Source organism: Methylobacterium sp. GC_Met_3 (assembly GCF_026540775.1).
In the GTDB taxonomy this organism is placed as follows: domain Bacteria; phylum Pseudomonadota; class Alphaproteobacteria; order Rhizobiales; family Beijerinckiaceae; genus Methylobacterium.
On the sequence record NZ_JALNUL010000002.1, the window covers coordinates 61841 to 75532 of the forward strand.

Below are 13692 nucleotides of genomic sequence, written 5' to 3' on the forward strand. Positions count from 1 at the left end.
GGTTGCGCCTCTTTCAGGCGCGGTGGGGCGGGAGAGACGCGTGGCAGCACTCAGGACCGGGCTCGGGATCCAAGCCGTGCTCACGGCCATCGCCGCGCTGATCCTGCTGGCCCTGCCGGGCATCCCGAGCCCGCCGCTTTACGTCTCCCTCGCGGGCTTCGTGCTTGCCGGCATCCTGATCGCGTCCAACACCATCTCGGCCTACCTGAAGGTGTTCGTTTCGGTCTACGGCGTCGGCTACCTGTTGCTCGCCGGTACGAAGACGGCCGCCGCGATGGGTCTGTTGCCGCCCGTGATCGCCGCACTCCTGCCGCCGGCCTTCGCCGCCACCGGCGCGGTGGTGTTCGCCGCCATTGTGCTTGGCATCTCCTATCTCGAGCCGATCCAGGCGATCACCAACATCGCAGACCCGTACTTCGCCAACCGCGATAAGCCGACCAAGGAGATCGGCCTGTTCCGCTGGTTCGGGACCACCGAAGGCCGAATCGGCCGCAACCTTGTGGCGCTCTCGATCTTCGTGAACTTCGCCGACGTGGCGCTGACGCTGCGGTTCAATTTCTTCTACCGTGACATCTACAACTCCCTGCAGGAGTACGACGCGAACGCCTTCTGGTACCAGCTGCTCTGGGTGTTCGTGCCGCTGGCCACTTTGAACATCGCCATCGGCATGTTCGACCTGTTCGTGGATTCCTCGCTGCTGATCCGCTGGCGCACGTGGCTGACTCACAGCCTCTACGAGCGCTGGCTCGGCAACGGCACCCATTACCGGATCCCGTTCACCGACGAGGAGGCGGATAACCCGGATCAGCGTATCCAGGCGGACGTCAACAGCTTCATCGTGCAGACCACCACGCTGTCGATCCGCCTGCTCAGCCAGGCGGCGCAGCTCGTCTCGTTCATGGTGATTCTCTGGACCCTGTCGCGCGACTTCGTGGTGCCGTTCACCGACACGGTCATCCCGGGCTTCCTGGTCTGGCTGGTGATCGGCTACGCGGTGGTGGGCACGTGGCTGACCCACCTGATCGGCCGGCCGCTGATCGGGCTCGACTTCCGGCAGGAGCAGGTCGAGGCGAATTTCCGCTTCGCGCTGGCCCGGAACCGGATTTATTCCGAGCAGATCGCGCTTTTGCGCGGCGAGCGCGCTGAGGCTTCGCGGCTCTCGACACTGTTCCACAGCGTCATCGACAATTACGTCGGCATCATCTTCCGCCGCATCAAGCTCATCGCCTTCACGTTCAGCTACCGGCAGGCGAGCGTGATCTTTCCGATGGTGCTGGCAGCGCCGTCCTTCTTCGCCAAGAAGATCACGCTGGGCGCCCTCCAGCAGACCTCGCAGGCCTTCGGGCAGGTCCAGAGTTCGCTCTCGTTCTTCGTGGATTCCTACACGACACTCGCCGCCTACAAGGCCAACACCAACCGTCTCGGTTCCTTCCGCCGGGCCATGACCAAGGCCGAGGCGCTGGAGAATGCCGGCTACGGGCTCGTCCAGGGCAACGACACGACCGGCGACGTGACCGCGCGCGGGCTGGTGCTCGCCCTGCCGGACGGACGCCAGATCGTGACCGCCGACGCGCTGACGCTGCCGCGGGGCAGCGCGACCCTGGTCACCGGGCCGTCCGGCTCGGGCAAGTCGACGCTGTTCCGCGCGATTGCCGGGATCTGGCCGTTTGGGAAGGGCCGGATCGACGTGCCGGCGGGGCAGTCGGCGCTGCTGCTGCCGCAGCGGCCCTACATCCCGCTCGGTACCCTGCGCGGCGCCGTGGTCTACCCGAACACCATCGATCAGTTCTTCGACGACGCCATCAAGGAGGCCCTGGTCGCCGCCCAGCTGCCGCACCTCGCCGACCGCCTGGACGAGGTCGATACCTGGGAGCGGCGCCTGTCAGGGGGCGAGCAGCAGCGGCTCGCCATCGCGCGGGTGGTGCTGGCCAAGCCGGCTTGGCTGTTCCTCGACGAGGCAACCGCCTCCCTCGATGAGCCCTCCGAGGCGGCACTCTACCGGATGCTGCGCGAGCGGCTGCCCGGCACCACGATCGTGTCGATCGGTCACCGATCGACGCTGGAGGCTTTCCACGACCGGCGCATCACGCTCGAGCCGGAGGGTGGGGTGTTCACTCCGCGTGAGCAGAGGCGGCCGCTGCCGGCGGAGTAGCTGGCAGACGTACGCCTCTCCAGCCCGCGACCTCATCCTGAGGTGACCGCGTCGGCGGGACTCGAAGGAGAGCTTCCGGGATCGCAGAGCTTCCTGGAGGGTCCCTTCGAGATGCTCAGGACGTGGTGCTCTTACGCCGCCTTGCGCAACCGCACGGCTGCCCGGGCCGCCTGCTCGATCGCCGCCGGATCCGGCGTACCGGGCTTCACCACCCAGCTGCCGCCGACGCAGAGCACCGACGGGATCGCCAGCCAATCCGGCGCTGTCGCCTCGGTGATTCCGCCCGTCGGGCAGAACCGCACCGCACCGAACACCGCCGCGTGGGACTTCAGCGCCTTGATGCCGCCCGCGGCCTCGGCCGGGAAGAACTTGAACCGGTCAAGCCCGTGATCCAGCCCGCGCATGATGTCGGCCGCGGTGGCGACGCCCGGCAGGTAGGGCACGCCATTGGCCTTGGCGGCGTCGGTCAGCGGCTCCGTGAGCCCGGGCGAGACGATGAACTCGGCCCCCGCCGCCAGTGTGTTCTCCAGATCGCGGGGGTTGAGCACTGTCCCGGCGCCCACGACTGCGCCTTCGACCCGGGTCATTTCCCGGATGACGTCGAGTGCGGCCGGCGTGCGCAGGGTGACCTCCAGGGCGGTCAGCCCGCCCTTCACCAAGGCCTCGGCGATGGGCCGAGCCTGGGCGACATCGTCGATCACCAGGACCGGAATGACGGGCACTGAGCGCATCAGCGCGTCGATGCTGGTCAGATCGTTCATGGTCGGCAACTCCTGTGCTGAATTCAGAGGCCGGCGGCGGCGAGCATCGCGGAGGCACCGCGCTCCGCCGTATCGGCCCCATGGCGCATGAACGCAAACAACTCGCGCCCGGTGCCCTGACTGGGCGGCGGTGCTTCGGCTTGGGAACGGGCGGCGAACTCGGCTTCGTCCACCAGAACTTCGAGCAGACCGTCGGCGGCGCTGAGCCGGACGATGTCGCCGTCGCGGATCCGGCCGATCGGTCCGCCGCCGAGCGCCTCGGGACTGAGGTGGATGGCGGCCGGGACTTTTCCGGAGGCGCCGGACATCCGGCCGTCCGTCACCAGGGCGACCTTGTGGCCACGGTCCTGCAGCACACCGAGCGGCGGGGTGAGCTTGTGCAATTCCGGCATGCCGTTGGCCTTCGGGCCCTGGAACCGGACCACCACCACGACGTCCCGCTCCAGCTCGCCGGCCTTGAACGCCTTCAACACCGCGTCCTGGTCGGAGAAGACCCGGGCCGGGGCCTCGATGGTCCGGCGCTGTTCCTCGACGGCGCTGGTCTTGAACGTCGCCCGGCCGAGATTGCCCTTCACCAGCCGCATGCCGCCATCCGGCTGGAACGGCGTGGCGGGCCGCCGGAGCATGGCATCGTCCAGGCTCTCCGACACGGCATCCTCGAAGACCAGTTCCTCGCCGTCGAGCTTCGGGTCGCGGGCGTGGTCGCGCAAAGACTGGCCCGCCACGGTGAGAATGTCGTCGTGCAGCAGTCCGGCATCGAGCAGCGCGGCCATCACGAAGCTCATGCCGCCGGCCGCGTGGAAGTGGTTCACGTCGCCCGCGCCATTCGGATAGACGCGCGCGATCAGCGGCACGGCGTTGGACAGCCGGTCGATATCCTCCCAGTCGATCACGATGCCGGCCGCACGCGCGATGGCCGGCAGGTGGATGGCGTGGTTGGTCGAGCCGCCCGTGGCGAGCAGACCGACCGCGGCATTCACGATCGCCTTCTCGTCGACGCAGAGGCCGAGCGGCCGATAGTCGTTGCCGCCGCCGCCGATCTCGGCGAGCCGGTGGATCGCCGCCCGGGTCACAGCCTGCCGGAGCTTGGTGCCGGGATTGATGAACGAGGCGCCCGGCATGTGCAGGCCCATCATGTCCATCATCATCTGGTTCGAGTTCGCCGTACCGTAGAACGTGCAAGTGCCGGCCGAATGATAGGAGGCGGACTCGGATTCGAGCAGTTCCGCGCGGCCGACCTTGCCCTCGGCGTAGAGCTGGCGGATCCGCTGCTTCTCCTTGTTGGCCAGCCCCGAAGGCATCGGCCCGGCCGGGATCAGGATCGTCGGCAGGTGGCCGAAGCGCAGGGCGCCGATCAGCAGGCCCGGGACGATCTTGTCGCAGATGCCGAGCAGCGCCGCCCCGTCGAACATCCCGTGGCTGAGCGCGACCGCGGTCGAGAGCGCGATCGCATCCCGGGAGAACAGCGACAGTTCCATGCCGCTCTGGCCCTGCGTAACCCCATCACACATGGCCGGGGTGCCACCTGCCACCTGAGCGGTCGCGCCGCGCTCGCGGGCGAACAGCTTGATCTGCTCCGGGTAGCGCCCGTACGGCTGATGGGCCGAGAGCATGTCGTTGTAGGCGGTGACGATGCCGATGTTCATCGTGGTCCGCTCGTCGCGGATCGCCGCCTTGTCCTCGCCAGCCGCCGCGAAGCCGTGGGCCAGGTTGCCGCAGGCGAGCTTGCCGCGCCGGACGCCCGCCTCGCGCTCGCGGGCGATCAGGTCGAGATAGGCGCGTCGGGTCTCGCGGGAGCGCGTGACGACGCGCTCGGTGACCGCCGCGACCTCGGGATGGAGCTCGGTCATGCTGGTTTCTCCAGGCTCGGGGCCGACGGGCGGGGTCGAGGCTGTGATTCGGACTCGGCGCCACGGCCGCGTCGGTTGCCGGTACTTAAGCTGTGTGCCGTGGGATGTAACCCAGCGGCCAAGTGCTCTCCCTCCCCCCACTGCGGGGGAGGATGGCCCCCGAAGGGGGGCGGGTCGGGGCGAAGTCCCGCAAGAGGGGAGCGACGGTGCAGGATTGGTCCAACTCGTCTTGAAGGTCTCGCTGCTTCCGGAAGCCGGGTTCCCCCCTCGCGGGACTTCGTCCCGACCCGACCCCTGCTGACGCAGGGCCCACCCTCCCCCGCAGTGGGGGGAGGGAACTCGCGGAGCCTCCGCCTTTTCAGCAGGGGCTCTTCACCTTGAAGAGCCTCAATATTCCCAGAAGATCCGCTGCAGCTCCTTCGTGTCGCTCGTCTTGGTGAGCGCCACGGCCGCCAGGATCTTGGCCTTGGCGGGGTTCAGGTCGTTGGCGACCACCCAGTCGTACGTGTCGTCCGGCTGCTCGGCGTTGCGCAGCACGAGCCCGTCCGGCACGCGCGACGAGCGGATGATGAGCGTGCCTTTGGAGCGGATGTCCTTGAGCTTGTCGACGAGGTAGCCTGCCACCGAGCCGTTGCCGGTGCCGGCATTGACGATCGCCTTCGCGCCCGCCTGGACCTCCGCGTCGTAGACACCCGGAATCATGTTGCCCGAACCGTAGACGATGCCGACCAGCGGCAGGCTGTCGATCTGGTCGATGTCGAACTCGGAGCTGGAATTGTGCCGCTTTGAGAGCGAGCGGAAGAAGTATGTCTTGCCCTCGATGACCATGCCGAGCGGCCCCCACTGGCTGAAGAAGGCGCTGGGCACGACATTGGTCCGCTTGGTGACATCGCGGCCGGACTGGATGGTGTCGTTCATCGTCACGGTGACGCCCTTGCCGATCGCCTCCTTGCTGCCCGCCACGGTCACGGCGTCGAGGAGGTTGAGGGCGCCGTCGGCCGAGATCGCCGTGCCCGGCCGCATCGAGCCGACGACCACGATCGGCTTGTCGCTCTTCACGACCAGATCGAGGAAAAAGGCCGTCTCTTCCAGGGTGTCGGTGCCGTGGGTGACGACCACGCCGTCGACGTCGTCCTGCTTGAGGAGCTGCGAGACGCGCTTGCCGAGCTGGACGAGCTGAGCATCCGTGAAGCTCTCGGAGGCAATCTGGAAGACCTGCTCGCCGCGGACATTGGCGACGGTGCTGATCTGCGGCACGGCCGCGATCAGCTTGTCGACCGGCACCTTGGCGGCGGTATAGGTCGCGCTGTTTGCGGCATCCGCGCCGGCGCCCGCGATGGTGCCGCCGGTGGCGAGGATCACGACGTTCGGCTTCCGGGTCGCGGCGGCCGTCCCGGACTCGGGCATCTCGCGCGCGCTCAGCGGGCTCGCCCCGCACAGGCTGGCCAGGGCCAGCGCGAAGACCGCTCCGCGCAGGGAATGGGCCGCGCCGCTTCGGCAGGAAAACATGCGGTGATCCTCTAGCTCTGAAACGATGACGAGTCGGACTCGACGCGGCGATGGTAGCCGCGCAGCCTCGTCAGGCAAGGATCGTGCGGGCCGTCGCGGATCACGCCGGCCTGGATCGTTACGCAAGCTCGAGCGTTAGAACTCGTCGCTCTCCGAACGGAGGTTCGCCCCATGCAGCATCTCGCCGGCCTGCTCGACGAACTGGAGCGGAGCGAGCCCGCCCGAGCCGCGATGGCAATCCTCCAAGGCTCTCTCTCCCGTCGCTCAGAAGAGGAGCAGGGTGCCTTCTGGCGCGCCGTCGACATCTACTACATCTCGCGCAAGGCGCCGCCGGAAGCGACCCAGGCGTTCGCGGTTGCACCGGACCTCGCTGTCGCTTCGTGACGCACGGGGCGGGTAGGGCGCTAACCGGTTTCGGGATGCGCCGTCCTTTGCCGGACGGGCGGAGTCACAGCGGGATCTGATCCGGAAACCAGCACGCATAGCGTCGCGCAAGCGGCTCCGATCGATCCGGATCGACGCTTCGCGCAGTCTTTCGTTGATTCCCAGGCCGCATTCCTTGGCGCTGCATGTGCCCGGGAAAGCGGCGGTGCAGAGCCAACATCGTGTGAGCGAGTCGGGGGGTCGTCCTGAGAAGCAGCCGCTCAGGCGTTCGCGGGAACGACCGGCGGGAGCGTGCCGCCGCTCTCGGGCTCGTTGCCGGCGGCGACCGCGTCGCGGGTCTCGGGCATCAGCGCGAGGTACAGCACGAAGCCCAGGGCCGCGATGGCGGCGAGCGCCAGGAAGGCCGTGGAATAACCGGCCGACACGATGATCACGCCGGCCAGCGTGGCGCTGAGCGAGGCGCCGATGCCCTGAGCGGTGGCAACGGCCCCCTGGGCGGTGTTGAAGCGACCGCCGCCCCGGGTCAGATCGGACACCACGATCGGGAACAGCGCGCCGAAGATGCCCGCGCCGATCCCGTCGAGGAGCTGGACGCCCACCAGCCAGAACGGGTTGTCCGATAGGGTATAGAGTACGCCGCGCAGGGCCAGCACCCCGAAGGCCGCCAGGAAGATCGGCTTGCGGCCGATCACGTCGGCCTTGGCGCCGACGAAGATCGCCACCGGCACCATCACGCATTGCGCCGCCACGATGCAGATGGCGATCAGCGAGGTCGCGTGATCCTTGCCCGACAGGTGCGTCAGAAGCTGGCCGACCGAGGTCAGCATGGCGGCGTTGGAGAGGTGGAAGATCGCGCACAGCACCGCGAACAGGAGCAGGGCCTTGTTCTGGAGCAGGGTGGCGAGGCCGGAGGGTTTTTCCTGCGCGGCTTCCTCTTCCTCGGTCATGCCCCGGGCGAGATCGTCGTCGATGGCGTCGGCCGGCACCATCAGCATGGCGCCGATCGAACAGGCGGCCAGGATGCCCATGAGCCAAAACACGACGATCGGCCCGAAGAAGTAAGCCAGCCCCCCCGCCACCGCGGCCGAGACCGCGTTGCCGGCATGGTTGAAGCCCTCATTGCGGCCGATCCGCTTGGCGAACATCTTCGGGCCGACGAGGCCGAGGGTGATGGCGGCCAGAGCCGGCGGGAAGATCGTGCCGGCGACATGCGCGATCGATTGGGTCGCCGTCACCACGTAGAAGTTGGAGATGAACGGCAGGACCAGGCAGCTCGCCGTCACCGCAATGGCGCCGCCGATCACCACGGCGCGCTTGTGGTTGGTTGCGTCGATGAAGGCGCCCGCGGGCGTCTGCGCCACGAGGCCGAGGATACCCGCGAAGGTCATGACGAGACCGGTGGTCGCCTCGTTCCAGCCCTGGTCCGGTCCGCGCACGGCGATCAGGTAGATGGCGAGGTAGGGGCCGAGCCCGTCGCGCACGTCGGCCAGAAAGAAGTTGAGCGCATCAAGGCCGCGCAGGGCCTTGGTCGAGGCGGCGCGGGTCTCCGCGTCGGCGCACGTCGCGCTCGTCCCGATTCTGCTCATCCCGATCCGCCCTGATCACACCAAAGGGCCCGCCGGGATCCGGACAGCCCATCGCTCGCGGTGCTCGACGCCCGCGCGGATGTTCGGTTCCGTCACAAAGGTGATCGTGACCGCATCGCGGACGATTGCCTTCGGGATGAACGGGTTATTCGGGGCCGAGGCTGCTGGAAGCGTCAGGATTCCCGACATCGCATGTCGGATCCGCCGACAGATCGAGGCCCGGTGCGCCGAGGCCGTAACGCTCGATCTTGGCGTAGAGGAGCTGGCGCTGGATCCCCAGCCGGCGGGCGGCGCCCGCCCGGTTGCCGTCTGTCTCGCGCAGGGCGGCCACGATCATCGCCCGCTCGAGGCGGGCGACGGCGCTCGGCAGATCGCCGGACAGCCAATCGGCCGGCGGAGAATCTCCGTTCCGCCGTTCGGGCCGGTCTGATGGCAAGTCAAGGTCCGCGGCCGCGATCACGCCGCCGCGGACCAGCACCGCCGCGCGCTCGACGACGTTGCGCAGCTCTCGGACGTTGCCCGGCCAGTCGTGGGCCAGCAGGCGGGAGGCGGCGCCCCGGTCGAGGCGCTTGCTCGAACGGGCGAGGAAATGCTCGGCCAGCGGCACGATGTCCGCGAGGCGCTCGCGCAGGGGCGGCAGGGCGAGCGGCACCACGTTGAGGCGGTAGTAGAGATCGGCGCGGAACCGGCCCTCGGCGACGAGCGCCGGGAGGTCGCGATGGGTGGCGGCCAGGAGGCGGACATCGACCCGCGCCGAGCGGCCGCCCAGCGGCGTCACCACGCAGTCCTGAATGACCCGCAGGATCTTGGCCTGCATGGCGGCCGGCATGTCGCCGATTTCATCGAGGAACAGCGTGCCACCCTCGGCCAGGTGGAAGGCGCCGGCCCGGTCCCCGGTCGCCCCGCCGAACGCCCCCCGGACATGCCCGAACAGCTCGCTCTCCAGCTGATCCCCCGGGATCGCCGCGCAGTTCACCGGGACGAAGGGGCGCGCCCGCCGCCGGGAGAAGGCGTGGAGCGCCCGCGCAACCTCTTCCTTGCCGGTGCCGGTCTCGCCCTGGATCAGCACTGTCGAGGCGGTGTCGGCCACGAGGCCGATCGTTTTCTGGACCCGCCGCATGCCTTCGCTGGAGCCGACGAGGCCCGGATGGCCAGCCGCGGCATCCGGGACGGCGCCCGCCGGCCGGACCGTCTTGAGCATCGCGTCGAGGACGGACGCGAGGTCGGCGCGGCCGATCGGCTTGGTCAGGTGGTCATGCGCGCCCAGGCGCATCGCCTCGATGGTGTTGGCCGGGCTGGCGAACGCCGTCAGCACAGTCACGGGCGGCCGGTCCGGCAGCGCGCAGATCCGCTCCAGCACCGACATGCCGTCGAGGTCGCCGGGCATGCGCAGGTCGAGGAGCACAGCATCCACCGGGCCCGCCTGCAGCCGTGCCAGCGCCTCCGAGCCGGACGCCGCCGGTAGCGGCCTGTGTCCGAGGTCGGCCACGGTCTCGGCGAGCCCCTCGCGCAGGGCCGGGTCGTCGTCGACGATCAGGATGGTTGCCATGGCAGATCCAGCAGGAAGGTGGTCTCCGACGCGTTCTCGTCCAGCCTGACCTCGCCGCGATGGGCCAGCGCGATCTCGCGCACGATCGCGAGCCCGAGGCCGGTCCCGTCCGCGCGACCCGTGGCGAAGGGCTCGAACAGGTTGTCGCGGATCGTCGGATCGATGCCGGGGCCGGTATCGCTGACCCGCAGCCGCAGGCGGAGGGCGCCATCGACCGCGGCCCGTTCGGCGCCGAGGTCGACTCGACCACCGGGCGGCGTGTTCTGGAGGGCGTTCAGGAGCAGGTTGTCGAGGGCGCGCGCGATCTGGGCACGGTCGATATGCGGATGGTCCCCCTCGGGCAGTCCGGTCGCCGCGATCACGATCCGCACGGCGCGTGCGCTCGCGAGATCCTCGTGCAGGCCGGCGCACTCCACGAGCAGCGGCGCCACCGCGGTCGGCGCCCGGTTGAGCGGGCGCGCCTGCGTCAGGTTGAGGAGGTCGCGCAGCAGCGTGTCGACGCGCGCGATCTGGCCGAGCACCGTGCGTAGGGCCGCTGTCGCCCGGTCCGGATCGCCGCTGACCAGGGCGTTTTCGGCCTTCAGCCGCATCGCGGCGATCGGGTTGCGGATCTCGTGGGCGATGCTTGCCGCGAGCCGGCCGACGGCGGCCAAGCGCTCGGCGGCCACGACCCGGCCGCGCGCGTCCCGCAGCCGTCCGCCCGCCGCGTTGAGGGCCTCGACCAGGCGGTCGAACTCCCGCTCGCCGGTGTGATCGAGGCGCGGCAGGTCTTCGCCGTCCGGTCGCGGCGCCGAAAGGGCGGCCTCGAGCCGGGCGATCCGGTCGGAGAATCCATAGAGGAACCAACCGAGAAAGGCCGCCGAGCCCAGGACCGTGGCGGTCAGGAACCCGAGCCCGGCGAGGAAGCGCGTGTAGGTCGGGCCGTCGTTGACGTGGGCGCGTCCCATGGCCCAGGCCGTCAGCCCGGGCTCCGGTCCACGCAGGGGGCAGGCCTGGAGCAGCAGCACCTGTGTGCGGCTCGGCCGGTTCAGCGACACGGCATGGCCGACGCGCAGGGCCTGGGCGTTCAGGGTGGCGATCGTGTGGCGCTCGGCGACCGGGAGATCGGTCTTCGGACCGCTCCCCTCGTAGGTCGGATAGGCGTAGGCGATCGACCCGTCCTGGGCGCTCCAGATCCCGCCCTCGATCCCCGGTGTGCCGGCAAGCGCGGCTTCGACCACGCCGGCGAGGTCGGACTCGGCGATGTCGCCCCGCAGGCCGACCCGGGCGGCGTACCGATCGATGATCTCGCGGCAGGCCCGTCCGACGGTGATGTCCGCCCGGGCCACCTGGACGCCGGTCGATTGGGCGTAGACGCCGAACATCAGGTAGGCGGTCGCGATCGCCGAGGCGAGGAGCAGGATCCACAGGGCGAGGAGCCGGGCGCGCAAGCTGTAGGCCGTCACGGCGGCGCTCGGTCGAACACGGCTTCGAGTCCCCGCCTTGCCGCGCTCTCTTGCGCCGAACCGGTATCGGCCCCGGCAGAGAATAGTCTAGATCTGACCGGTCGCCACCAGCTTACCGAGCAGCGCATTCACGCGGGTCTGCCACCCGGGGCCACTTCCGCGCAGGGATTCCACAGTCTTGGCATCCAGGCGGATTTTGACCGCCACCTTCGGCGATTCCCCTTTCGGCCGCCCGCGCCGGGCCGGCACCATCCCGGCCATGAAGGCCGCGTCCAGCGGCGGATTATCGTCGTGACGCTCGGGATCAAACGTGGCCATGGTAGAACCTCACCTCGTGCTTCTCCGCCAGACCCAAGCTGATGGGCCGGATCACATCCGCCTGGGAGCCTTCAGTGAAAATCAGCACGTGCAGACGATCCCGGATCAGGCCGAGGGCGACGAACCGGACCTCTCCATCATCGAAGCGATCGTCTTCACGCTCCAACGCCGTATCCCAATCGAACTCCTCCGCCGCCAGCAGGGATATGCCGTGCTTGATGACGTTGGCACGGTCCGTGACTGGGTCGAACTCGATATCCACGAATTTTCGTACACCCAAAAAATTGGTTGCCAACAACGGAATCTGCTCCGTCAGGGCGGTCGCGACCCGGTGCAAGCGTGCGCCTCGCAGCATGCACCGAGAGTATCGTTCGCAAATGCCGGCGCCCGGCCCAAGGAGCGATAATACAAGGCTAGAGGTCCAGAGCATCGCGCCAGTTCCGATTCCCGCGAAGATGCCCTAAGGTGTGCATCAGGACTGCGAGGCAGCGGAGCGACCCGCTGTACGGACGGTTTGTTCAGGGCTGTTGCCGATCGTCATGCGTTCGGGACCGCCACCAGCAGGCTCCGACGGAGACGGACCGTGTCCCAGGCGCTCGTGAATCGACAAGCGCTCGACGAGCTTAGCGCGGTGATCGGACCGGAGAAGCTCGGCCGCATCGTCGACCGCTTCCGCCTCAGCCTCGCCACCGCCTTCGCGGAGGGGGACCGCTCTGCGGCCGATTACGGGCGCGAGGCACACACGCTCGTGTCGATGTCGGGCATGCTGGGCTGCGATCCGCTTTCCCAGGCCTGCCGGGCGGTCGAGGAGAATGCCGCCGCGGGACACGACCTGACGGAGCCCCTGGCCGCCGTGCGGATGCTGCGCGATCGGACGATCCCGGCCCTGCAGGACCTGGCCGCCGTCACGCATGGCGACGGTCAGCCGGCGATGACCGCTTCGAGCGGCGCCTCGAACGTCAGCACCGCCCCTTCCGGCGGATAGGTCAGCTGCGCCGATCCGCCGAAGCCGTGGACGAGGCTGCGGGCGATGAGGCGCGTGCCGAACCCGCTGCGGGTCGGCGGCGTCACGGGCGGGCCGCCCCTCTCTTCCCAGCGGAAGCGCAGGCGCGAGCCGCCCTCCGCGTCGATCACCGTCCAGGTGATGCCGACCTTGCCGCCGGCAACCGAGAGGGCGCCGTACTTGGCGGCGTTGGTCCCGAGTTCGTGCAGCATCAGCGCCAGCGTCAGGCCGTGGCGCGGTCCCAGGGTCAGGTCGGCGCCCTCGACCCGGAACCGATCGGTCAGGCCGTCGTCGTGCAGCGAAATCGCCCCGGCGACCAGACCGACCAGGGACGCTCGGGCGAACGAGCCCTGGAGCAGGACGTCGTGAGCCTTCGCAAGCGCCAGCAGGCGCGCCGCCAGCGCCTCGCCGGCGGCTTCCAGCGAGACCGCGTTGCGCATGGTCTGCGCCGCGACCGCCTGGACCACGGCCATCGTGTTCTTCATCCGGTGCGCGAGTTCCTGCATCAGCAGCGTCTGATGCGCCTCCGCGAGCTTCAACTCGCTGATGTCGCGCGACACCGTGAGGATCCGCTCGGGGCTGCCGGGCGTCGCGCCGATCGGCGTCACGGCCACGTCCCACCACCGGATCGCTTGAACGGTTTCGATCCGCGCCTGGAAACGGCTCGGCCGGCCGAGGCGTGCCCAGTCGAGGGCCCCGGCTGCGGCCTCGCGATCCTCCTGGCGCGTCCATACCTCGATCCAGGAGCGGCCGATCGCGTCCGCCTCGTCCTGAACGCCGGACAGGGCCGGGCCGTCGGCCGAGGCGGTGATCAGGTACCCGTCGTGATCGAGCAGTTCGAGGTAGTCGTTGAAGGCGGATGGCTGGGCCGAGGGCTTGAGCCCGGCCAGCGGCGCCCGGGCCTCCGGCGCTGCGGCCCGCGGCCGCTCGGCGGCGACCCGGCTGGCCTCGACGCGGCTCGCGGCCTCGATGATTCGACCGAGGCGGCGGCTGCGCTGCCGCTCCCGATCGGCCAGCGCGCTCGCCTGCGCCAACAGATCGCGCAGGCGGGCATTCTCCGCCTCGAGCATGTCGAGGCGCCGCTCAGCCCCGTTGATCCGCGGCAACACGATGATTGCTTCCATCGTTCGCCCCC

12 protein-coding genes are annotated in these 13692 nt (G+C 69.3%); 3 read left to right on the top strand and 9 right to left on the bottom strand.

Features of this window, described 5'->3' with window-relative positions:
• The first annotated feature begins 40 nt into the window (after nt 1-40).
• On the top strand, nt 41-2152 hold the full coding sequence (locus tag OXS27_RS03625; RefSeq protein ID WP_267354324.1) for an ABC transporter ATP-binding protein/permease: 2112 nt from the start codon (nt 41-43) through the stop codon (nt 2150-2152).
• A gap of 131 nt (nt 2153-2283) precedes the next feature.
• On the opposite strand, the gene eda is transcribed toward OXS27_RS03625, so the two are convergent.
• From eda to OXS27_RS03640, 3 genes are all read right to left on the bottom strand, one after another.
• A complete protein-coding gene (gene eda, locus OXS27_RS03630) occupies nt 2284-2913 on the bottom strand; it encodes a bifunctional 4-hydroxy-2-oxoglutarate aldolase/2-dehydro-3-deoxy-phosphogluconate aldolase (protein ID WP_267354325.1) in 630 nt (209 codons plus the stop codon).
• 23 nt (nt 2914-2936) lie between these two features.
• Nucleotides 2937-4763 (bottom strand): phosphogluconate dehydratase, encoded by a 1827-nt coding sequence (gene edd, locus OXS27_RS03635; protein ID WP_267354326.1) that lies wholly within the window; start codon nt 4761-4763, stop codon nt 2937-2939.
• Between the two features lie 387 nt (nt 4764-5150).
• On the bottom strand, nt 5151-6272 hold the full coding sequence (locus OXS27_RS03640) for an asparaginase (RefSeq protein ID WP_243918034.1): 1122 nt from the start codon (nt 6270-6272) through the stop codon (nt 5151-5153).
• A 171-nt stretch (nt 6273-6443) separates the two neighbouring features.
• Between OXS27_RS03640 and OXS27_RS03645 the strand changes: the two genes are divergently transcribed.
• Nucleotides 6444-6656 carry a hypothetical protein gene (locus tag OXS27_RS03645; RefSeq protein WP_243918032.1) on the top strand — a complete coding sequence of 71 codons (213 nt, stop codon included), beginning with the start codon at nt 6444-6446 and terminating at the stop codon, nt 6654-6656.
• A 260-nt stretch (nt 6657-6916) separates the two neighbouring features.
• Here the strand turns inward: OXS27_RS03645 and OXS27_RS03650 are convergent, their stop codons facing one another.
• From OXS27_RS03650 to OXS27_RS03670, 5 genes are all read right to left on the bottom strand, one after another.
• Nucleotides 6917-8242, bottom strand: a complete 1326-nt coding sequence (locus OXS27_RS03650; protein ID WP_267354327.1) for an MFS transporter — start codon at nt 8240-8242, stop codon at nt 6917-6919.
• A 145-nt stretch (nt 8243-8387) separates the two neighbouring features.
• Nucleotides 8388-9791, bottom strand: coding sequence for a sigma-54 dependent transcriptional regulator (locus tag OXS27_RS03655; RefSeq protein ID WP_267354328.1), 1404 nt, complete (start codon nt 9789-9791; stop codon nt 8388-8390).
• Nucleotides 9776-11236 (bottom strand): HAMP domain-containing sensor histidine kinase, encoded by a 1461-nt coding sequence (locus tag OXS27_RS03660; protein WP_267354329.1) that lies wholly within the window; start codon nt 11234-11236, stop codon nt 9776-9778. The genes OXS27_RS03655 and OXS27_RS03660 overlap by 16 nt, the downstream gene beginning before the upstream one ends.
• An 87-nt stretch (nt 11237-11323) precedes the next feature.
• Nucleotides 11324-11554 carry a BrnA antitoxin family protein gene (locus tag OXS27_RS03665; RefSeq protein WP_267354330.1) on the bottom strand — a complete coding sequence of 77 codons (231 nt, stop codon included), beginning with the start codon at nt 11552-11554 and terminating at the stop codon, nt 11324-11326.
• On the bottom strand, nt 11541-11909 hold the full coding sequence (locus OXS27_RS03670) for a BrnT family toxin (RefSeq protein WP_267354331.1): 369 nt from the start codon (nt 11907-11909) through the stop codon (nt 11541-11543). The genes OXS27_RS03665 and OXS27_RS03670 overlap by 14 nt, the downstream gene beginning before the upstream one ends.
• Before the next feature lie 228 nt (nt 11910-12137).
• On the opposite strand from OXS27_RS03670, the gene OXS27_RS03675 reads away from it, so the two are divergent.
• Nucleotides 12138-12539, top strand: coding sequence for an Hpt domain-containing protein (locus OXS27_RS03675; protein ID WP_243918020.1), 402 nt, complete (start codon nt 12138-12140; stop codon nt 12537-12539).
• Here the strand turns inward: OXS27_RS03675 and OXS27_RS03680 are convergent.
• Nucleotides 12476-13681 carry a PAS domain-containing sensor histidine kinase gene (locus tag OXS27_RS03680; RefSeq protein WP_267354332.1) on the bottom strand — a complete coding sequence of 402 codons (1206 nt, stop codon included), beginning with the start codon at nt 13679-13681 and terminating at the stop codon, nt 12476-12478. The genes OXS27_RS03675 and OXS27_RS03680 overlap by 64 nt on opposite strands.
• Nucleotides 13682-13692: the final 11 nt, after the last annotated feature.